The organism is Daejeonella sp., from assembly GCF_049655485.1.
Lineage (GTDB): Bacteria > Bacteroidota > Bacteroidia > Sphingobacteriales > Sphingobacteriaceae > Daejeonella.
In genome coordinates this window covers 1-21,694 of the sequence record NZ_JBASJU010000006.1, presented here as the reverse complement: position 1 = coordinate 21,694, position 21,694 = coordinate 1, and the positions used below count along the sequence as shown (strand labels likewise).

At 42.9% G+C, this 21,694-nt stretch carries 16 protein-coding genes; 7 read left to right on the top strand and 9 right to left on the bottom strand.

Annotated features, from left to right (window positions below; genetic code table 11):
- Nucleotides 1–90: 90 nt before the first annotated feature.
- From WBJ10_RS00185 to WBJ10_RS00160, 6 genes are all read left to right on the top strand, one after another.
- The gene (locus tag WBJ10_RS00185; RefSeq protein ID WP_424287442.1) at nt 91–627 is read left to right on the top strand and encodes a hypothetical protein; all 537 of its coding nucleotides are present in this window, start codon (nt 91–93) and stop codon (nt 625–627) included.
- Nucleotides 628–813: 186 nt separating this feature from the next.
- Nucleotides 814–1,500: a type 1 glutamine amidotransferase domain-containing protein gene (locus WBJ10_RS00180; protein WP_424287440.1), complete on the top strand. Its 687-nt coding sequence runs from the start codon at nt 814–816 to the stop codon at nt 1,498–1,500.
- 361 nt (nt 1,501–1,861) lie between these two features.
- Nucleotides 1,862–4,612, top strand: coding sequence for an ATP-binding protein (locus tag WBJ10_RS00175; RefSeq protein WP_424287438.1), 2,751 nt, complete (start codon nt 1,862–1,864; stop codon nt 4,610–4,612).
- Between the two features lie 238 nt (nt 4,613–4,850).
- Nucleotides 4,851–6,515 (top strand): L-lactate permease, encoded by a 1,665-nt coding sequence (locus tag WBJ10_RS00170; protein WP_424287436.1) that lies wholly within the window; start codon nt 4,851–4,853, stop codon nt 6,513–6,515.
- A 26-nt stretch (nt 6,516–6,541) separates the two neighbouring features.
- Nucleotides 6,542–7,114 carry a hypothetical protein gene (locus WBJ10_RS00165; RefSeq protein WP_424287434.1) on the top strand — a complete coding sequence of 191 codons (573 nt, stop codon included), beginning with the start codon at nt 6,542–6,544 and terminating at the stop codon, nt 7,112–7,114.
- A 17-nt stretch (nt 7,115–7,131) separates the two neighbouring features.
- Complete coding sequence (locus WBJ10_RS00160) at nt 7,132–7,812, top strand: DUF2490 domain-containing protein (protein WP_424287432.1); 681 nt, start codon at nt 7,132–7,134, stop codon at nt 7,810–7,812.
- A gap of 36 nt (nt 7,813–7,848) precedes the next feature.
- On the opposite strand, the gene WBJ10_RS00155 is transcribed toward WBJ10_RS00160, so the two are convergent.
- From WBJ10_RS00155 to WBJ10_RS00135, 5 genes are all read right to left on the bottom strand, one after another.
- On the bottom strand, nt 7,849–9,429 hold the full coding sequence (locus tag WBJ10_RS00155) for a sodium:solute symporter family transporter (protein WP_424287430.1): 1,581 nt from the start codon (nt 9,427–9,429) through the stop codon (nt 7,849–7,851).
- Nucleotides 9,430–9,453: 24 nt separating this feature from the next.
- Nucleotides 9,454–9,753, bottom strand: a complete 300-nt coding sequence (locus WBJ10_RS00150) for a DUF485 domain-containing protein (protein ID WP_424287428.1) — start codon at nt 9,751–9,753, stop codon at nt 9,454–9,456.
- Between the two features lie 13 nt (nt 9,754–9,766).
- Nucleotides 9,767–10,996: a mannonate dehydratase gene (uxuA, locus tag WBJ10_RS00145; protein WP_424287426.1), complete on the bottom strand. Its 1,230-nt coding sequence runs from the start codon at nt 10,994–10,996 to the stop codon at nt 9,767–9,769.
- Between the two features lie 104 nt (nt 10,997–11,100).
- Entirely contained in the window at nt 11,101–12,429 is a 1,329-nt protein-coding gene (locus WBJ10_RS00140; protein WP_424287424.1) for a sugar MFS transporter, read from the bottom strand.
- 408 nt (nt 12,430–12,837) lie between these two features.
- Nucleotides 12,838–13,857, bottom strand: a complete 1,020-nt coding sequence (locus WBJ10_RS00135) for a formylglycine-generating enzyme family protein (RefSeq protein WP_424287422.1) — start codon at nt 13,855–13,857, stop codon at nt 12,838–12,840.
- Nucleotides 13,858–14,145: 288 nt separating this feature from the next.
- On the opposite strand from WBJ10_RS00135, the gene WBJ10_RS00130 reads away from it, so the two are divergent.
- The gene (locus tag WBJ10_RS00130; RefSeq protein ID WP_424287420.1) at nt 14,146–16,827 is read left to right on the top strand and encodes an outer membrane beta-barrel protein; all 2,682 of its coding nucleotides are present in this window, start codon (nt 14,146–14,148) and stop codon (nt 16,825–16,827) included.
- Nucleotides 16,828–17,116: 289 nt separating this feature from the next.
- Here WBJ10_RS00130 and WBJ10_RS00125 read toward each other — a convergent pair whose 3' ends face one another.
- The 4 genes from WBJ10_RS00125 to WBJ10_RS00110 form a co-directional block, all read right to left on the bottom strand.
- The gene (locus WBJ10_RS00125) at nt 17,117–19,003 is read right to left on the bottom strand and encodes a hypothetical protein (protein WP_424287418.1); all 1,887 of its coding nucleotides are present in this window, start codon (nt 19,001–19,003) and stop codon (nt 17,117–17,119) included.
- A 28-nt stretch (nt 19,004–19,031) separates the two neighbouring features.
- Entirely contained in the window at nt 19,032–19,619 is a 588-nt protein-coding gene (locus tag WBJ10_RS00120) for a LutC/YkgG family protein (RefSeq protein WP_424287416.1), read from the bottom strand.
- The gene (locus WBJ10_RS00115; RefSeq protein ID WP_424287414.1) at nt 19,612–21,003 is read right to left on the bottom strand and encodes a lactate utilization protein B; all 1,392 of its coding nucleotides are present in this window, start codon (nt 21,001–21,003) and stop codon (nt 19,612–19,614) included. The genes WBJ10_RS00120 and WBJ10_RS00115 overlap by 8 nt, the downstream gene beginning before the upstream one ends.
- A 2-nt stretch (nt 21,004–21,005) precedes the next feature.
- The coding region (locus WBJ10_RS00110) for a (Fe-S)-binding protein (protein WP_424287412.1) at nt 21,006–21,694 on the bottom strand (689 nt) is incomplete at its 5' end.

Here is a 21,694-nt window from a genome sequence, read left to right as displayed (position 1 = left end):
TATAAATGGAATGAAACTATTTCAACTGCCAAATGTTGATTTATAGCGCTCCCTGAATCAAATGGCGCTTCCTCAATTAAATCATCGAAAATGAATAAAGTGATATTATTAGATAAACGGCCTCTAGGCAAGCCTGTTATCAATAATTTCAAATTTATAGAAGAAAAAAATCCTGTAGCGGCAGACGGGCAGGTATTATTGAAAACTCTATATGTTTCTGTCGATCCTTATTTGAGAGGAAGAATGAGCAACGTGAAATCATATGTTCCATCATTTAAGTTAAATGAGCCGATTCAATCTGGGATCATTGCCGAGGTTATTGAATCCAGAAATCCAGTTTATAAAGTTGGAGATTTCGTTTCAGCGCGATTGGATTGGAAAGAATTACAAGTTTCTGATGGGAAAGATCTGATTAAGGTCGACGGAAACGCAGTCAATTTATCAGCTTATTTAGGCATTTTAGGGATGACTGGGTTAACGGCATACCTGGGTCTGACCGAAATTGCTAAACCCAAAGCCGGCGAGACACTGGTGGTTTCAGGAGCTGCAGGTGCGGTGGGTAGCATCGTAGGACAGATAGGCAAGATTTTGGGTTGCAGGGTAATCGGAATAGGGAAGGTAAATTGACTTATACTGAAACAGTTGTCAATGGTTTTGATCGGATTCCACAGGCATTCATCGACCTGTTTGAAGGTAAGAATGAAGGCAAAATGATTGTTAAAATATAGTTCAACCAAAACAGATATTTTAAATTTCCGGCGCCTGCTGGCGCACAGAAATAATTGAAATGAATTTAATCTTAAGCAAAAAATCATGAAAGTATTATTCGTATTGACATCACACAGTGAATTAGGTAACACCGGGGAGAAAACCGGCTTCTGGATAGAAGAATTTGCAGCACCATACTACGTGATGGCTGATGCCGGAGTGGAGGTAACTATCGCTTCTCCCAAAGGAGGTCAGCCACCCATAGACCCTAAAAGTGATAGTCCGGAAAATCAAACCCCGGCCACTAAACGCTTCCATGCCGATAAAGCGCTGAAAGCAAAGCTTTCTGATTCTTTTAAGTTAAGTGAAGTACAGGAAGGTGAGTTTGATGCTGTATTCTATCCCGGTGGTCATGGACCGTTATGGGATTTAGCAGAAGATAAAAGCTCTATTTCATTAATCGAGAGTTTTCACCAAAAAAATAAGCCTATTGCCTTTGTTTGTCACTCTCCTGCTGCTTTAGTACATGTAAAAGCAGCGAATGGTGAGCCTTTGGTTAAAGGAAAAGAAGTGACGGGATTTTCAAATACTGAAGAAGAGGCTGTACAACTCACTGATGTTGTCCCATTCCTTTTGGAAGATGAACTGAAAAACCTGGGAGCCTCATATAGTAAAGGCTCCGATTGGAGCTCCTATGTAAAAAAAGACGGGCTGCTTATCACAGGACAAAATCCGGGTTCGTCGGAAGAAGCGGCTAAATTGTTGCTTGAAACATTAAACGGAGGGAGATAAGACACCAGCCAATGCTGTATAAAGTCAGTCTGGTGGAAAGGTATGGGTACCAATTTGTCAGTTCTTAGCTTTCCAATAAACAGGCAAAAAATCCCTCCGAGCGCAGAGATACGTACACTATTTAGAGAATAACCTCACCTAAATATAAGCTGTCCGATTGTCTGCTTCTATCAGCAGCAATAAAAGCTATATATACGTGAAGCAATGCTCCTGTTTTATAATCGTGAGATAGGGGTAAAATATTGCGTTTTAGTTTATATTTTGTTTCCGGAAATGGTTTAAAACTATTACGCTTTTCTTTTTGCAAACATTTGCTAATATTTGAAATACTAACACAAATTAAAGGAAGCGGGGATCCGATATGTTGAAACATAGTGACTTTCAGGAAGTTCACTTTTACACTTCCGTAGGAGTCGTAGCGCTTGATGAAAAGGGTATTATTGTTTACACCAACCCACATTTCAAGCAATTCATTTCAGAAGAAACCCAATTAGGAAAGCCAGTAACAGACTTCATTGAACAGGGAGATAATAACAATGACGTTAGTGACCTATGGAAGGGAAAGGTGCTCAAAGATGCCGAATATTGCCTGAACAGCCGTTATGAGAGTAAAACAGTTTTAATAAGTACTACTTGTTACAGCGACGAATCGGATACCCTGATCTACCTTTTTATCCGCAACATTACTTCTTTAAAAAAGAAGGAACGGCTCTACACCTACCTTAATTCCGCTGCAGAAGCACTGGTTAGTGCCCGTGACACTGATGCAGCTCTTTTACAAATCTCGAGTATTATCGTACCGAGATTTGCAAATTGGTTTAGTATCGATCTCCTTCAGGATAATCAGATCAAAGAACTTGTGCTGGCACATGAAGATCCAGATATGATAGAGTGGGCACGGAAATATCGCGAAGCATATCCTACGGATATGGATAGTGATACGGGGATTGCCGATGTGCTGAAAAACGGGAACTCCAGTCTGATTCCTGTAATCACCGATGAGATGATCCTCGCGTCTACTGCGGATCAGGAAAAACTACTTCTCATCCAGCGCATGAAACTACGGTCGATTTTAATTGTTCCCATTATCAATAAAACGATAATAAAAGGGGCAGTAACATTTGTTTCGTCTAAAGAGGGGGTCCATTACGATGAGATTGATCTGGAATTCGCTGAGTCTTTTGCCAGTCATATAGGTATTACGCTCGAGAACGCCCAATTAAATGAAGCGGCGGAGGCCGAAATTGTGCAGCGCAAAGAAATAGAACGTGAGCTGCGTATTACTCAGGTTCGGTTAAAGTCCGCACTGTCCTCTGGTCTGGTAGGCACCTGGATCTCTGATCTGGAAACAGATAAGATTTTTATGGATGAAAACTTATCCCGAATGTATGGGGTACCCTATTCGCCGAATGGAACCAGTCAGGATATTCTAAACCCTGCGATACACCCGGAGGACCTGGAACAACTGCGGCCGCAAAGTGTTTACGAAGATGGGCGATTTTATGAAGCGGAGTTCCGCGTGATCCGCGAAGGTGCCATTCACTGGTTTTTTGCGCGCGGTAGTTTGGAAGTAAATGGCCATGGAAAACTATTTGGAGGGGTAGTTATTGATATTACCCAAAGAAAAGAGGCAGAACTTGCCCTTAGGGACAATGAGAATCGCTTCCGTTTCATTGCTGATACAATCCCTCATAAATTATGGACTTCCCATCCGGATGGCCGTGCAAACTATTACAACCAGGGCTGGTATGATTATACAGGAATCCACGATTTCGATAAACTGAAAGCTTCGGTATGGGATTTTATTCATCCAGATGATCGGAAATCAATCGAAATCGAATGGCCTAAAGCAATTGCCCGGGGAGAAAACAAATCCTTTGAACACCGCCTGCGCCGGCATGACGGAGAATATCGCTGGCACCTATCGCGTTTTAAAGCTCATAGGGACGAAAATGGAGAAATCCTTTTATGGGTAGGAACCAGTACGGATATTGAAGAGCAAAAAGAAAATGAACAGCGGAAAGATGAATTTCTTTCAATTGCAAGCCATGAACTTAAAACACCCCTTACGAGCATTAAAGCCTTCAACCAGATTATGGCGCGCTCGAAGACGGACAATAAATTAAAGAAGTTTATCAATAAATCTGCGGAACATATTTATCGCCTGGAACGCCTGATTGCAGACCTGCTGGATGTAACTAAAATTAATGCAGGTAAACTGCATTATTCTTTTGAGGAACTCACATTTGATCAAGTAATTTTACATGCGAAAGAAAATTTCCAGTACGGCGGTAAGCATAAAATAATCATTCAGAATTCGGCTAAGTCCGTGATTAAAGGTGATCGTTTCCGTCTGGAACAGGTACTCGACAATCTCCTTGCTAATGCAATCAAATACTCGCCTGATGCAGACCGCGTATTGATAAATAGTTTTATTGAAGATCACAATTTGATCGTCTCCGTGCAGGATTTCGGCATCGGAATAGAAGCTGAAAAACTGGACAAGCTATTCGATAGGTATTACCGGGTGGATAATACAGCCATGCGTTTCGAAGGCCTGGGGCTGGGCTTGTATATTTCAAGCGAAATATTGAAACGCCATAACGGAAGTTTTTGGATCGAAAGTGAGCCGGGCAAAGGGTCGACTTTCTACATCAGGCTCCCGCTTGCCGAAAGCAGGCCCGAAAGAATATTGAAAAAGACAAAAGACCATTACGTTGATAATCAGATTTCCATTCGCTGTAACAAGAAAAAAAGACGGATTGAAGCAACATGGAATGGTTATCAAGACCAAAATACGGTAAAAAAAGGTTGTCTGCTGATACTGGATTACTTAAAGCAGCATCAATTAAGTACGGTTATAAACGATAACACTCACGTTAAAGGGAACTGGTCCGATGCGGTAGACTGGGTAGGCGGCACCTGGTTCCCGATGATGGAAAAAGCCGGGTTGAAACACTTCGCACATGTTCTTTCACCTATAACCTTCGGCCAGCTTGACGCGAAAAAAAGTATTGATATTATGGCGGGAATCGTCAAAACTCAGTATTTCACCCATTTCAGTTCAGCTGAAGAATGGCTTGACCGGATTAGTGACCTGGAGAACTATTAAATTTTGAGAATTAGCAAATTTGCTTATTTCCTGGTTCTCTTAATCTCCTCATTCTCTAATTTCCTCATTTGCTAATTCTCTAATTCCCTGCGATTTTATATTTTTAACTAAATATATCACCTAATTACATATTATGCTGGAATCCCCTTCTTATCAAAACTTTGCAAAAACGGGTCCGAACTTGCCCCCTGCCGAGACTGCCGTCGGCGTTTATACACCCTATTTGATCAATCACTAAATGGAGATCTGGGCACAAAACTACGATCCCTTAAATAATCCCTGGATGTCAACCATATTGGCAGCCTTACCAATAATTGTACTGCTAGGTTCGATTGCTATTTTTCATTTGCGGATCCACCTGGCAGCAATCCTGGGACTTGTAGTGGCGGTTGCGGTGGCACTATTTATTTTCAGAATGCCGGCAGAAGCTGTGACAGCCACCACGCTGTACGGAGGTGCATATGGTTTGTTTCCCATCGGCTGGATAGTACTCAATCTGATTTTCCTATACCAGCTAACAGTTGATAAAGGTTTGTTTAAGCTAATACGCCAGCATCTTTCTTCAATTGCACCAGACCCCAGAATACAGGTAATTCTTATTGCTTTCGCTTTTGGTGCATTTTTCGAGGGTGCGGCAGGTTTCGGCACTCCGGTGGCCATAACTGCTGCGATTCTTATACAACTTGGATTCAGGCCTTTGGCGGCCTGTGGCTTATCGCTGATTGCCAACACGGCGCCCGTGGCATTTGGTGCGCTTGGCACGCCAATCATTGCCCTTGCTGCTGTAACTGATCTCGACATTCTAAAACTGTCTGCAATGGTTGGACGGCAGCTTCCGTTCTTCTCAGTAATTGTACCCTTTTGGGTAATCTGGGCCATGGCTGGATTCAGAGGAATGATGGGTGTGTGGCCAGCGGCTTTGACAGCTGGTCTTTCATTTGCTATTGTGCAATTCCTGGTATCGAATTATCATGGACCATGGCTGGTAGATATTTTCGCGTCCATTGCTTCAATAGCTTCAATCATTCTATTGTTAAAATTCTGGCAACCCAAGACACTCTGGGAATTGCCTGTTGCCGACGATACCGTTCCTATTAACAATGAACCGGTAGTAGTAAAAAAGAAAGATATGGTCAGGGCCTGGACGCCATGGTTTATCCTTGTAGTCTTCATATTTGCATGGGGTGTCCCGACGGTGAAAACGGCTTTAAACACGGTGTCCGCACCACAATTTGAAGTTGCTTATCTCCACAAACTTGTCAAGCGAACGCCCCCTATTGCACCGCTGCCTACGCTTGAAAAACCAGCTAAAACAGAAGAAGCTGTATTCAAATTAAATTGGATCTCTGCGACCGGAACAGGAATTCTTTTTGCCGCAATTGTTGCCGGCTTTGCAATCGGGTATTCTTTAAAAGAAATGCTGAAAGTGTATATTGAAACTTTGTGGAGAGTGCGGTTTTCCTTAATAACCATAGCTGCTATGCTCGCCCTGGGGTACGTGACAAAGTATTCCGGAGCAGATGCTACCCTGGGTCTGGCGCTAGCCAAAACAGGGGTACTTTATCCATTTTTCGGTACTATGCTAGGCTGGCTTGGTGTAGCACTAACGGGTTCAGACACTGCATCAAACGTTCTTTTTGGAAGCCTGCAGACTATTACAGCAAAACAAACTGATGTTAGTCCCGTTCTTATGGCAGCCGCAAACAGCTCTGGTGGGGTTATGGGAAAGATGGTCGACGCTCAGAGTATAGTGGTAGCCAGTACCGCTACTAATTGGTACGGACACGAAGGACAGATCTTACGCTATGTGTTTTTTCATAGTATAGCACTGGCAGCTCTCGTGGGAATTTTGGTTTTCCTTCAGGCTTATGTGGTACCGTTTTCGGATATGGTGGTCAAATAGGTGAAAGGTAATCTCAGTAACACAACATGAAAAAATACATCCTGCTTATAGTCTTATTCTCACAATTTACCCTCTCCTACTCCCAGGAAAAATTAGAACGCGAGTACAGAATCAAAGAATCCGAAGTATCGGCAAAGGCTTTGCAATATGTTGAAAGCAATTTCGAAGGGGTTAGAATGAAGTGGTACGGTGAAGAGAATCTGGACGGTAAAGCAATTGAAGCAAAAGGAAAAAGAGATGGAAAATTGTATAGCCTTAAATTTAGCACCGACGGTGATCTGCAGGATATAGAAATGGTAGTTAGTTTCAATTCCATTCCTGAAAACGTCAGGAATGCAGTCGAAAAGAACCTGGAAAACAGGTTCTCTAGATTCAGGATCCAGAAAACCCAAATACAATGGGTGGGAGATGCCGCTGAGTTGGCAGCTTTAATCAGAGGTGAAAAAATTGCAGGAAAATATGCTACAAATTATGAAATAACACTTCAGGGTACAAAAGACCGTCGTACAGATTATTATGAAGTTTTGGCGGATTATAAAGGAGAGATAATCCGTGAATCCAGGATCGTACAGCGTACCAACCAAAATTTAATTTATTAGTGTCAGATAGATCTGGATTGAAAAGAATAAGATTATATATTGTTTGTGCTCTTGTATGTTTCCTGTATTTTGAAAGTTTTGCGCAGAACGAAATTGGATTAATACCTCAGATCAATTCCGATTTCAAGATCGCGGAGCAATGGAAACTCAACTCCAAATTTGAGGGAAGACAGATCTTCTTTAAAAATCCTTATCCGGAAGGTCGTAAGCAAAGGGAGTTCGACCGTTTTGATGTGGAATTGATAGCCACGAAACGCCTGGATCCTATAAATACCTGGGGAGGAGGATATCTGATTAGGCGTTCGGACGGTGCATTCACCCACCGGTTTATTCAGCAGTATGCCATTACACAAAAACTTCTGACATCCAGGATAGCTCACCGTTTCCGCACCGATCAAACTGTGGAGAAGGATGAGGCTATTCAACTGCGCTTACGTTACAGGATAAGCTGGGAAAAACCGTTAAATGGACTTGAAGTGGACCCCGGAGAGTTCTATCTGAAAATAAATAATGAATACCTTGGCATTTTGCAGGATTCTAAGGGCGACATGGAAATAAGGGGGTTGGCTTCACTGGGATATGATATTTCGGACAAAAACAAGATAGAAACAGGTGTTGATTACCGGGTTGAGAATCTGATGAATCCAGGTCCGAAGCACCTGTTGTTTTTGAGTATCGGCCTGTATCATAGTTTTTAATAAAAAAGCCTGATCACCAAGGCAATCAGACTTTAATTATTGTTCGGAACCTACACCGAGGTATGTCCTTAATTTCTCACTCTCAAATTTCTCAGCAGCTTCCGGCTCAGGTTTCATTAGTGACACAACTATACCTACAATGAAAGCTAAAGTCATTGACACCAAAGCGGGGTTTTTTAAAGGAAAAATAGCCTCTGCATTACCGAATACATCTACCCATACAGTTGGGCTCAAAACAATAAGCACCAGGGAGAGCGCTGCACCCGTAATGATACTCAAGACAGCTCCCTTCGTGGTAAACCCTTTCCAGATTATCGACATCAGCAAAGCGGGGAAATTGGCGCTGGCAGCAATTGAAAATGCCAGTCCAACCATGAATGCAACATTCTGCCCTTTGAATATAAAACCTAAACCCACGGCAAGTAAGCCAAGGAAAATAGTGGCCCTTTTTGCCACTTTAATCTCTCCTTTTTCATCTGATACACCATTCTTTACAACGTGTACATAAAGATCGTGTGAGATGCTGGACGCCCCCGACAAGGTTAATCCCGCTACAACAGCGAGGATTGTCGCGAACGCTACAGAAGCTATAAAACCGAGAAAAGCGCTACCCCCGGTATGCTCTGCAAGCAGCAGGGCTGCCATATTACCGCCTTTATCGAGCACTTCGATCGAATCTTTCCCTACAAGCGCCATAGCCGCAAACCCGATAAAGAAAGTCAGGATATAGAAATAACCAATAAACCCAGTGGCAACGAAAACCGATTTACGTGCAGCCTTGTCATCAGGAACGGTGTAAAAACGCATCAGGATATGCGGCAAGCCGGCAGTTCCCAGCATGAGCGCAAGACCCAGAGATATCGCGTCAAGCGGATTGGTGATATAGCCACCCGGAGCCAGCATATCTGCCCCGTATTGTGTCCGCACTGAATCAAAAAGAGCACCCGGGCTGAAATCAAATTTCGCCATCGCGAGTACTACAAGGATTGTTGCGCCAGATAATAACAATACTGCTTTAATAATCTGTACCCAGGTTGTGGCAATCATCCCACCGAATAGCACATAAAGGGTCATCACAATACCCACTATAACAATTGCTATCTCATAATCGAGTCCGAACAGTGTTGTAATTAAAGTTCCTGCTCCCACCATTTGAGCGATAAGATAAAAGGTAATAGTCAGCAAGGATCCTACGGAGGATGCTATCCTGATTGGCCTCTGCTTTAAACGATAAGCAACCACATCGGCGAAAGTGTATTTGCCCAGATTACGCAAGGGTTCAGCAATCAGGAACATGATCAATGGCCATCCCACAAGGAATCCAATGGAATAGATCAATCCATCATATCCTTTAGTTGCAACCATACCAGCAATACCTAGGAAGGAAGCTGCACTCATATAATCGCCAGAAAGCGCCAGTCCATTTTGAAAACCAGAGATATTTCGTCCGGCAGCATAAAATTCAGAACCAGTTTTAGTCTTCTTGGCCGCCCAATAGGTGATGTAAAGTGTAACTGCAACAAAAACAAAGAAGATTGCGATCGATACTGGGTTCGCCGTCCCTAGTGTTGAATCAGGTGCGGAAGAGCCGACTTGAAGGAGTAGGTTTAGAAACATATGAATTTATGAATGGTGAATAGCTTAGAGATTTTTCTTAATTTCCTTTACATCGGCGTCATAATAATTATTTGCCCAATAAACATAAACACCAGTGATCAGCCACGAAAAAATGATTATTCCAATACCCACGATAATCGCCAGATTTAATGATTCACCAATCGGCATTTTTAGGGTTTCCTTTTGATAAGCAACAATCATCAAAAATCCGATATAAACGAAAAGCATGAGGAAGGTGAATGTGAGGGAAATATTCCATCTGTTTTTTACCAACTTCTTGAAAGCCGGGCTTTGCAGGATCTCATTTGTTTTAGTCTTATCCATAAAATTTTGAGAATTAGTTTTGATGATTATTTAACACGGTATGAGCAATTCCCATCTCCAGGCCTCTCAACTCGGCCAATCCCCTTAGCCGGCCTATTGCCGAGTAACCCGGATTAGTTTTTTTATTTAGGTCATCCAACATCTGGTGGCCATGATCTGGCCGCATTGGGATGGAGTCCTTTCGTTTATTTGAAATCTCTACGATCTGTTTAACAACCGCGTACATATCAACATCCCCTTCTAAATGATTATCTTCAAAGAAGTCGCCGAATTCATTCCGCCGCGTGCTGCGGAGATGCAGGAAGTTAATCCGGTCTGCAAAGCGTGCAACCATAGCAGGCAGATCATTATCCTTTCTAACCCCAAAGGAGCCGGTACAGAAGCACAATCCATTGTTTAAAGGTGGGACTGCTGAAAACAGTGCGTCGATATCATCAGCAGTACTTACGACCCTTGGCAGGCCTAAAATCGCATACGGTGGATCGTCGGGATGGATGACCATGTTTACTTCACAATCTTGTGCAACCGGTATTATTTCCTTTAAGAAAAAGATAAGATTACTTCTTAATTTCTCACGATCAATGCCTTTATATGTATCCAAAGCTTGTTGAAACTGCTCAATAGTGAAACTCTCCTCGCTGCCGGGCAGTCCCGCAATAATATTTCGGGTAAGGCGATGTTTTTCTTCGTCAGACATGGATGAAAACCGGGATTCAGCCCTTTGGATTTCAGCATCGGTATAATCTTTCCGGGCGTCAGGGCGTTTGAGGATGTAGAGATCAAAGGCGATAAATGCAGCCTTTTCAAAGCGTAAAGCTTTCGAACCATCTTCCACCGTGTAGGCAAGGTCTGTTCTGGTCCAGTCGAGTACCGGCATAAAATTATAGGTGATGCATTTTATCCCGCAGGCCGCCAGATTTCGGATGCTTTGCTTATAGTTGTTAATATATTCTAAATACGAGCCTGTTTGCGTCTTGATATTCTCATGAACAGGCACACTTTCTACAACACTCCAAAGCATCCCGGCCTGCTCGACTTCAATCCTTCTTTTTTCAATTTCCTCTACGGTCCAAACCTGGCCGTTTGGAATATGATGAAGTGCCGTAACTATACCGGCACAGCCGGCCTGACGAATATCAGAAAGGCTTACAGGATCATTTGGTCCATACCATCGCATTGTTTGCTGCATATAGTAATTACCGGCATGTTTATTTTGTAAGTTTTCGAGGGAAGAATTGCTCATAGGTTTTTTACGTTATGGGTTATACGTCGTGTATCGCTTAAAGTACCAAGATAACAAGATAAAAACCGGTTTAAACGAATTACGTAAAACTTATCACCAAACACTTATATTTTTATTTTCGACCAGCTCCTCAATGCATAACCCCGGAAGGCATAAAATATCAGGTACAAATAACACGGGAAGAGAACCCAATATGCATCGCGTGCATTGGAGATATCTACCAGGTAGCCATATATCAGAGGCAGGATTGCATTTCCTGCAAGTCCCATAATCATAAGTGATGCGCCTATCTTAGTAAAACGGCCTAATCCATCCAGCGCAAGCGGCCATATTCCAGCCCAAACCAGGGAGTTAGCTAATCCCAGCATAACTACGAACCAAAGGGAAATATCATTCGTATGGCCCAAAAAGCTGACCTGGCCTTTAGCGAATATGATCAAAAGGGTTAAAATAAGACCGAAGACCGTACTGATTTTAAGTGCCGTTAATTGGCTTAAGAACCTTGGAACGAGAGATATGCCGACCAGGTAAGCACATATTTGCGCAGTCAGCGTGTACGAGGGGAAAACCTTTGCCTCGATTAGGTTCAGGTTCATAGTACCTGCATAACTGATCACGGTGTCTATTGAAATAACCTGGGTTCCAACGTGCAGGAAAATTGCCACTGCTCCTAGAACAAGGTGAGGAAACTGGGTGATACTGGTTTTGGTGGAATTTGCCTGGGCCACTTCCTCGCTTTCGTGTTCCGTATCTATTTCAGGTAAGGGAGAAAAACGGATAAAAAGGCCGATCAGGAACAAAAATACACCGACACAAGCATAGGGTACAATAATCCTTTGGATAAGCTCATGTAAGGCTGCATCTTTTTCAGCTGCACTCATCTGCGAAAGCTGATCAAACATATCGCCATCGGTTACACGAAAAATAACTGCTGCAAACAATAATGGGGCGAGAATTCCTGCACCTTTATTACAGATCCCCATGATACTGAAACGCCTGAGAGCGGTTTCCTTTGGGCCAAGGATAGTGATGTATGGATTCGCAGCAGTTTGAAGAAGAGCCAAGCCGGCTCCAATAGAGAACAAACCGAGGAGAAATAAAGTATAGGTCATAGTGATTGCAGCAGGCACAAAAATAAAAGCGCCGGCGGACATAACCCAGAAGCCAATCATCATCCCTTTCTTAAATCCGACCCTTTTAAGAAGGAAGGAAGAGGGTACAGAAAATATCAGATATGAAATATAAAAGGCAAAGGCCACAAGATAGGAAGCAGCGTGGCTAAGCTGAAATGCGATCTTAAAATAGGGAATTAAAATGGCATTGATCCAGGAAGTAAAACCGAACATGAAAAACATGAATCCAATGATGACTAGTCCTGTTATTGTATCCCTTTGAGTTAGTGATCCAACGGCAACTGTTTTGTTTTCTTTCATAATTGATATCCTAATGGTTTGACTGGTGATTCAGGTTATTTTCGTTTAAAGTCTACATGGGTTTTTCCGTCGATAGAAACTCTGCTTTTCCGGTATTTGCCCATTATTCTTTCATCATTTGATACCGAATAAAGCGCAAGGCCAATAAACGGAACAAGGATTACGGTTATACTTTGAGCAAAACGATAAGTTCAAGGGGTAATTTTCCAAAACTGATTTCATTTGAAGGTCCAGTTGTCCAGGTTCCATGTATAGGTTGTTTCATTAAATGAATTTAACTCATTATCCAAATACGGTTACGTACCCGAATGTACTAACATAATAATGGAAAACAAATTAATTCAGACGGCCCGTTGACTAATTACCGGAGAATAATCTAATGGAACAGAATGAAAATAATATATATCACTAGTCTGCCTTATCCTTTACACACCGGAAACCCAAGTTATTACTAGCGCTGTTTATCTCACCCTTTCCCCGGCTGCCTGGCTTATAACGAATGCAATACTGATCGCTGCATAAAAACGAGCCTCCACGCTGCACCCGCTTTATTACTCCCGGTTCATCAGGATCAAAGCTATCTTTAGGTCCTTTTGGATCTTTCGCTGGGCTCATTGAATAGTAGTCGGGCCGGTAAAAATCACTGCACCATTCCCATACATTACCATCCATATCATACAATCCATAGCCATTCGCCGTGAATGATTTAACTGGCGCGAGTTCTTCGAAACCATCGTCCGAAGAATTTGCGTTTGGAAAGTTCCCCTGATAAAGGTTGGCCATCCACTTTCCGCCAGGCTTGAGCTCATTTCCCCAGTAGAAAGTTTGCTGGCCTTTTCCACCCTGCGCAGCATATTCCCATTCGGCTTCGGTAGGCAGGCGCTTACCCGCCCATTTCGCGTAAGCTGCAGCATCGGCATAGCTGACATGCACTACCGGATCATTTGGTCTTCCGGAAACCGAGCTTTCAGGCCCTTTTGGGTTGCGCCAGCTTGCACCACGGACATAAGACCACCATTGTAAGGGGTCCTCGTAAGATACTGGCTGAGCAGTGGGTGTAAAAACGCCCGAGCCAGGGACCAGATTCTCGATGGGAACACCAGGGAATTCCGCGGGATTAAGTGGCTGTTCTGCAACTGTCTGATATTTGGTAGCCTTTACAAATTGTTCAAATTCGGCATTGGTAACTTCATGTTCATCCATCCAAAACCCTCTAAGGTTAACTTTGTGAATTGGTCGTGCATCGGCAAAATCGGGATCATTAGAACCCATGTCGAAATTTCCCGCAGGAATCCAAACCATTTTACCTGGAACAGTATCGCCCGGGGTAAGCAGTTCCCGGCTGGAAGCATCATTCGATTTTCGTGTGCAGCTAAAATATATCGAAACAATAACAGCCAACAGGATATAGTATAAAATATTTTTCATGCGATGGATATATAACATCTCTAAAGTAAATAAAAGTATGATTCATCACACTCAGATATTATGATAAAGGCTTATTAGTGATAAATCCAGCTTTTAGGTTTAAGCCACAGACCTTTTCCAAAAGCAATATACTTTTTACCTCCCCATTTTGTGACATTCAAAGTTGTAACATTCATGTTTAGAAGACTGCTTAAAAATACCCTTGGCATATCTTTGGCATTTGCATTTATTTTGTATCACTTGAAAATACCGAGTGACGCATAAAATGCTTTTATAAAAGCTTTTTATATGATTAGAATTCTGTTTACATCTATTTTCCTTTTATCCTTTACGTTCAGTTATGCTCAAACTTACAGCGTAAAGGGAACTGTAAAGGATACTGCCGGAGTGCCATTAACAGGCACTCTAATAAAATTAAAATGGGGAACAGACAGCGTGGCTACTTCGGTAAACATTGACGGTGCATTTACGCTTTCAAATGTAAAAGCTACCAACTTTACATTATCTGCTGCCTTTATTGGCTTTCAAACCTTTATGAAGCAATATAAAATTGAAAACGGCAGCAGTCTGACAGTCCCGCCAATAACCTTGCGTGAAAGCGTCAATTCATTGAATGAAGTTGTTGTAACTGCCGTTACGGCGATGAAAGTGGGCGAAGACACGGTTACTTTCAATGCCTCTTCATTCCCCGTACGGGAAGGTGATGCTGTTGATGAAATATTACGTAAACTTCCCGGGGTTAAAGTAGATGCCGATGGTAACGTTACTAACCAGGGACAAGTAATCACAAAGATTCGTGTAAATGGTAAGGACTTTTTTGGCGGTGATGTAGCCACAGCTATTAAAAACCTCCCTTCCGAGGTTGTTAAGAATTTGCAGTTTATCGATGACTATGGAGACCAGGCTAATTTAACGGGGATTAAGACCGGTGAACCTGAGAAAATTCTGAACATTACTATCCAGGAAGATAAGAACAAAGGTTATTTCGTCAGGGCAAATGCGGGATTAGGGAATGAGGATCGTTATAATACAGGTATAAGAGGGAATATTTTCAGGGGCGAAGAACGAGTCTCTTTTGATGGAACAGTGACGAATGCGAATCGCGGTCGCGGTGATGGCATTACCTCGACTAATGCCGCTGGGCTAAGTTACCAAAACGAATGGAGCAAGAAACTTTCTGCCGATGCTGGTTACAATTTTAACAACAGACAAAATATCACAATAGGAAAAGCTTTCACTCAAAACTTCCTTGACGACTTTACCCGGCTGGAAGATGAGAGGACCAACAATGAAAGCGACAATTACAGCCATAACTTTTCTGGCAACCTGGAATACCGTCCAGATTCGTCAAACTTTTTAAGGATTTCACCCCGATTCTCACACAATACAGGAAATGCCAATAACCTGGGATTTTATACCATCACTCAGGAAAATCTATTGACGGTTCGGGATAATCAAAATTCAAATGATAATTCATCCTCCAATCTCTCCACTAACGCATTTTTCAATCATAGGTTGCCAAAAAAGGGGAGAAATTTAAGCCTGCGTGTTAATCTTAATCTATCAGATGGAGATAGTTTCCGAGGTGTTTTGAACGACTATGTAATTACAAGGCCCGGGCTCGATTCAACGAGGATTCAAAACCAGTTGATCGACAATACGAACAGTAATTTCCAAACCGGTGTGTACATCTCCTACATGGAACCGATCGGGAAAAGAAATTATATTGAATTCAATTATGGCTGGAACCGTTCAACAAACAGCACGAATAGAAATACCAACGACGTGCTTAACGGCACACAGGTATTCAACCCCGAATTAAGCAATCGCTACGAATATCAGTTTACAACTAACCGTTTCGGGCTGAATTATCGCTTTATTGAAAAGAAATACAATTACACTTTGGGTATGAGTGCTCAGCCAGCATTGCTGACCGGACAGAATTTGAGCAGAAATATCAATACGAGTAATAAGACTTTTAATTTTATCCCATCAGCAAGATTTGTTTACAATTTCACTAAACAGCAATCATTGCAAGTTAACTACTGGGGAAGGAATAATCAACCTGGATTTTTGCAGCTTCAGCCGATAACTGATAATTCTAACCTTCAGAATACGGTTACTGGAAATCCAAACTTGAATCCTGAGTTTATGCACATGATCAATGCACGGTACAATCAGACAGATTGGAACATGGGCCATTTCCTTTCTGCAAACTTATCTTACAACCGGACAGAAGACAAAATCGTTACTACGAAAATATTGGTTCCCGGAACCGTCAACCAAATCACAAGTTACACCAATACAGATGGGTTTTACACGCTCAGAGGTGGTTACTCCTATGGAAAACCTTTCTCCGATCGAAAGTTTACCATTACATATAGCGGAGACGCCTCACTAAATAATAACGTGGCTTTCATCGACAACAATAAGAATATTGCGAAAAACTTTAACATCCGCCAGGAGCTTGAATTTGAGATCGATATAGAGGATGTAGTTGATGTGGAGTTCGAAACTTCCTATGGAATCAATACGACAAGTTACTCACAGGAGAACTTTGACGACCGCCGTACTAATTCAATGAGATACTCTGTAAGGGGCAGAAATTACTTCTTCAAAGATTTAACCATTGGCTACAATCTAAGCAAGACCGTGAATAGTGGTTTCAACAATTCTATAATCCAAAATCCAACAATCCTTGGTGCCCATGCCGAATACCAGTTCTTAAAAGGTAATAATGCACGGCTCCGTTTAGAAATATTTGACCTATTGAATCAGAATACCGGGATATCCAGAGATGTATTTGATAATCTTATCATCGACAGACAAACAAATCGTTTAGGACAATATTTCATGTTATCGTTGAATATGACGCTGAGAAAATTTGGCGGAAATGGACCACGGCCGGATGAGAATTCGCCGAATGGACCGCGTAATGGTAACAGACCAGGGGGCTGGAGAGGGGAATAATAATTGATTTTTACCAACTGATAGCTGAACACCGAACAAATACTAGGCGTGTTTTTCCGGAAGGGTAAATAAATAAACTTCACTTTTCATTCTTTTTTGGAAAGGAACCTTTCTGCCTGTGGCGGAGGCTAGTCCCGCTGTTCGCTGCAAGTCCTCGCCATCACGTTTTTCCCTAATTTGCGAAATTGTTTACGGCTGCGGGCTTTACGCTTCCATCGGGTTTAAGCACTCAGGTCAGCCAAAGAAACTCACAGTTTCCCAGGCACACGGTGTCTTCTAAAAGAAAATTCTATAAAACGAAGTCAAGATTCTCAGTAATCCGTTTTCCCTCTTTCTTAAACGTTTCTATATATTTTCGAATCCGTTCTTCAGCTGTGCTCAAGTCTGAGTTATTCAAATTGATATTCAGCAGATCAACAAACCATGGAATTTTAAACTCATTGAATACGTAAAAGTCGGCTATTTCTTTCGCGATAGGCAGTGTGGTGGTTTTTGAGGCATCATAGACGTCCTTATTGCCCGCCTTAAGCAGTTTCTGATATTCTTCGTCCATTAAACGTTCAAGTAATTCCTTTGTAAGTACATCGCCGGTCTTAACCCCGGTGTCCGGGTCATCTTCTGTAAACTTCGCACCCTTATTAAGCCACTCCCATAAAATACTTAGCCTTATCTCACCGGTAGCCATATCCTCCATCAGATAAAGAATATCATCATTGCCGAAGTAATCGGCAGCCTTAAGAGCCGCGGCCTGCATACCCTGGCCAAATGCGTTGCCGTATTGCAGCGCCACGCTTAACAAATTACGGGCACCTCTGATACTTATCGGGGCAGGCTCAATTAGGATCAAACCATCTGCACCTTCCTGAGTGTAAGTCAATGGTGGAAATTTCTTTCCTAACTGGTTCTGCTCACCGGCTTTTTCCCAAACAGGCCTTACAATGTTGACCATTTTCCAGTGGGCAACCCATTTACCGCTGGCTCCTTCAAGCTGTTCACGCTCCGCTCCTGCTACTGCTTTTTCCATACTTGCTGACACGCCTTCAGGTGAACCGACCGGTATATTAGGCTCCATCCCCCCCTGCCATAAGGCGAAATTGCCATTAATATCTGGAGTGTTGACAGCGCGCCTGACACGGTCTTCATAATTCCGCATATAACCGTAAGTCATGGTAATAGACTCGATATTAGGGTTGATAAAGTCCTTATCCCAGGCCATCGCATCAGATACACTGTTGATATAATCCCAACGGCCCGTATTATAGCCTATAAAGTGTTTTCCCAAAACAGCACGGATTTCCATTAACATATAGGTCGCTTCAAGTTGCTCAACCAGGAGGTAAACTTTAATAAATCCATTTTTTAACCCTAGATGATGTTCAAGCGCGCTTAGCATTTCATTCCACAATGCCGCTTCTTCCGCAGTTTGAATCTTCGGAAGATACAGAACTATGGACGATCCAGCCTTTTGCAGTTCTTGATAATTGTTTACTACATACAAAGTTAGATCCGTTATAGAAGCTGCCAGAGCCACACCATTAGATTCTTTTACATGCCTGTCATCGAGATGCAATCCCCTGCAGCGGAAGATCTTTGTTGTAAAATCCAGCTGTTTTTCCCAGTCTTTAACCACGGGATATCCCAGGAACCCCTGCGACCAGCGATTCATCTCTACAGCTACCTGTTGTGCTACATTAAGGAATACAGGATCCCTGCGGATTGCGAGCTTTAAGTTCCGCTGATTATCAAGCGACATACTAGCTATTTGGCCAAGGGCATCTTCCCCGTCAAACATCCATCCATCCGCTCCGGACAAGAGTGCATAAGCAACATTCCGTATACTGCTTTCAAGGCTTGCATTGGGTTTTGCTGCTGGACCTGTGCCCTGGATCCACTGCTGCTGCAAGTCAGCAGGTATTACCGAACCTTCGAACTTTCCCTCGCGTGCATCCTGAACCTTAATCTTTGTGCGTGGTATGTAACTTTCCGGATCATAGAATGATATCCGTGACTTAGTTCTTTGGCGCAAGCTTCTTTTTTGAATCCTGGCTTCCATCAGCTCCTTGATTTCTCTATTGAAATGGGCCATCACTGATAAGGCTTTGAGCGCTTCAGGGGTATAAACGTCCTTGTATTCTTCGCGCAAATTATCGCGGATAATTATATGCTGTTCTTTCATATTAGATTGGTAACGGTGTAATCAGTAATTATGCTTTGATCAGGAAAATGGTCATACTGAGCGGGCCATGCGCCCCCAATACAAGTGCTTGCTCTATATCAGCAGTTTTGGACGGGCCGCCTATAAACCCGCCGAACCCATAGTCTTCTGATGCAATTTTAACATAGGCATCGTGCATTGTAGCAACCAGGCTGCCCTCAGAAACTACCACTGCCAGGTGCTGGCAGATATATGGGATGATTCGCTGGCCCATCATATCCTCCGTAAGCCATACTGCACCATTTTCTGCAACAGCCAACCTTGCTTTAATTATTGCAACTTCCACATCATCAAAACTATGCGGATCAGAATCTTCAGAGATCAGCTCCGCAGTGTCGCCTAGCTCAGCCAGAGTTGTTACAATACGTTTAGTGGTGTCGAAGTGCTGCGGAAGGATATCTGTGATTTCGCCCAATTGAGAAATTGGAATGACATGTCCCCCAATACCTGTAAATATCTCAGAATACTTTGCTGCAATATCACTTTCAACTACTCCAAACATTGTGATGTCGGGAAGCATCGACAAAGGGGGTTGGTTTTGCTTTACGGCGGCGAGTATCCTTTCTCTGCTATTCATTGTTCTTTGTTTTTTCTTTAACATTCTTCCTGTACCATTCCCCAAAAGTTTGTTTAGGGCTTTCAGGCATGTCGCGTTGCTTATACCAGGGATTGAATTTATTATTTACCGCAAAGGGTGCGTAGTTCTGTACCCAGCGGCCAGTGAGTCCCGCCCTACGGTAAAAATCAGGTGAGGATAATGTCAGCGACATGGCTTTCATGCTGATAGTCTTCCGATTGGCAACATATCCTTCTTTTACAATGACTTGCCTCCATTTATACAGCTGTTCATGGATAGGGATTTTCACAGGGCAAACGTTGGAACAGGATCCGCAAAGAGTCGATGCAAAAGGTAGGTCGGCATGCTGTTCCATATCCAGATTAGGTGCAAGAATTGCTCCTATCGGTCCAGATATCGTATTATGATAACTTAAACCCCCGCTTTTACGATATACCGGGCACGTGTTCATGCAGCCCCCGCATTTAATGCACTTAAGTGATTCCCGGAAATCCGGCCGGGCTAGCAAACTGCTCCTGCCTTTGTCGACCAATATCAAGTGCATTTCCTGACCCGGCCTGGGTTTCTTAAAATGGCTGGAGTAAATTGTAATGGGCTGGCCGATTGCACTTCGCGCCAGCAACCTTAAAAATACACCTAAGTGTTTCCTTTCGGGGATGATCTTCTCCAGCCCCATCGAAGCAATTTGAACCTCGGAAAGGTGTGCTCCCATATCTGCGTTACCTTCGTTGGTGCAAACGACATATTCACCTGTCTCCGCAACAGCGAAATTAACACCTGTAAGTGCCGCCCTTCTCGTAAGAAATACGTTCCTCAAATGCTTACGTGCTACCCTGGTCAATAAAGTGGGGTCGGAAAGCCCCTTTTCCGTTCCGAGATGTTCGTGAAAAAGCTCCCCTATTTCCTCCTTCTTTTTATGGATACATGGCAATACGATATGGCTAGGCGGTTCATTATCTATCTGCTGGATATATTCCCCCAGGTCAGAATTGATCACCTCTATTCCTCTTTCATGCAGGTATTCATTCAATGCGCACTCTTCAGTAAGCATCGACTTGCTCTTAACCATCTGGGTTATTTCTTTTGCCTTGAGGATGGAGTATACAATCTCGTTATGCTCAGCAGCATCGGAAGCCCAGTGTACTTGGACACCGTTCCTTGTAAGATTTTCTTCGAACTGTAAAAGGTAATCGTGTAGGTTAGAGATAACATTACTTTTAATGGTAGAAGCGGCTTCTCTTAATTCCTCCCACTGCGGGGTGGAGTTAGCCGACTTGTCCCGCTTTTGGCGAATCCACCATAAAGCGCTATCGTGCCAGTCGACCCGCTCCTCGTCTTTATTAAATTGCTCTGCCAAAGCAGCGTGATCCGCAGTACTTCTCATATTCAAGCTATAGAACTGTTTAGTATTTCCGCAATATGAATAATCTTCACCTTGCTTTTATTTCTTTGAAGTATGCCTTCCAAATGCATCAGGCAGGATAAATCGGATGAAGTAATATATTCTGCTCCATTTTTAGTGTGATCAGTAATCCTATCCTTTCCCATTTTAACTGAAACTGCTTCTTCTGCGATGCAAAACAAGCCACCGAACCCACAGCATTCATCTTTCCGGTCGAGCGCGATCATTTCAATTCCCTGCACCATATTTAATAAGTGCTGCGGTTTAGAAAATTCAGGTGCAACCAGTTCGCTCATTTGAGAAAGATGGAGTCCACGCAAACCATGGCAGCTGTGATGCATTCCTACTTTGTGTGGGAAATGAGCATCCAGCATTTCAATTTTGAGCACATCGCTGAGAAACTCCACCAATTCATAAATTCTTCCCCGGATCTGGGCTGCGGCATCCTTATCAGTAACTGACTGCAGGTGATCTTTTATCTGAAGTACGCAGCTGGCCGAAGGGGCGACTATATAATCGTAACCTGAAAAATTATCTATAAACAGCTTATTGCATGATTGCGCAAGGTGTTCAAATCCCGAATTAGCCATTGGCTGCCCGCAACAGGTTTGCTTCGCAGGATAGCTCACCTCAACTCCCAGCTTTTGCAATAACTCTAAGGTAGCGATGGCAG

Bases quoted from the DNA above. Each gene is read 5' to 3' on its own strand.
- WBJ10_RS00185 (WP_424287442.1), top strand. From the start codon at position 91: ATGAATAAAGTGATATTATTAGATAAACGGCCTCTAGGCAAGCCTGTT.
- WBJ10_RS00180 (WP_424287440.1), top strand. From the start codon at position 814: ATGAAAGTATTATTCGTATTGACATCACACAGTGAATTAGGTAACACC.
- WBJ10_RS00175 (WP_424287438.1), top strand. From the start codon at position 1,862: ATGTTGAAACATAGTGACTTTCAGGAAGTTCACTTTTACACTTCCGTA.
- WBJ10_RS00170 (WP_424287436.1), top strand. From the start codon at position 4,851: ATGGAGATCTGGGCACAAAACTACGATCCCTTAAATAATCCCTGGATG.
- WBJ10_RS00165 (WP_424287434.1), top strand. From the start codon at position 6,542: ATGAAAAAATACATCCTGCTTATAGTCTTATTCTCACAATTTACCCTC.
- WBJ10_RS00155 (WP_424287430.1), bottom strand. From the start codon at position 9,429: ATGTTTCTAAACCTACTCCTTCAAGTCGGCTCTTCCGCACCTGATTCA.
- WBJ10_RS00150 (WP_424287428.1), bottom strand. From the start codon at position 9,753: ATGGATAAGACTAAAACAAATGAGATCCTGCAAAGCCCGGCTTTCAAG.
- uxuA (WP_424287426.1), bottom strand. From the start codon at position 10,996: ATGAGCAATTCTTCCCTCGAAAACTTACAAAATAAACATGCCGGTAAT.
- WBJ10_RS00140 (WP_424287424.1), bottom strand. From the start codon at position 12,429: ATGAAAGAAAACAAAACAGTTGCCGTTGGATCACTAACTCAAAGGGAT.
- WBJ10_RS00135 (WP_424287422.1), bottom strand. From the start codon at position 13,857: ATGAAAAATATTTTATACTATATCCTGTTGGCTGTTATTGTTTCGATA.
- WBJ10_RS00130 (WP_424287420.1), top strand. From the start codon at position 14,146: ATGATTAGAATTCTGTTTACATCTATTTTCCTTTTATCCTTTACGTTC.
- WBJ10_RS00125 (WP_424287418.1), bottom strand. From the start codon at position 19,003: ATGAAAGAACAGCATATAATTATCCGCGATAATTTGCGCGAAGAATAC.
- WBJ10_RS00120 (WP_424287416.1), bottom strand. From the start codon at position 19,619: ATGAATAGCAGAGAAAGGATACTCGCCGCCGTAAAGCAAAACCAACCC.
- WBJ10_RS00115 (WP_424287414.1), bottom strand. From the start codon at position 21,003: ATGAGAAGTACTGCGGATCACGCTGCTTTGGCAGAGCAATTTAATAAA.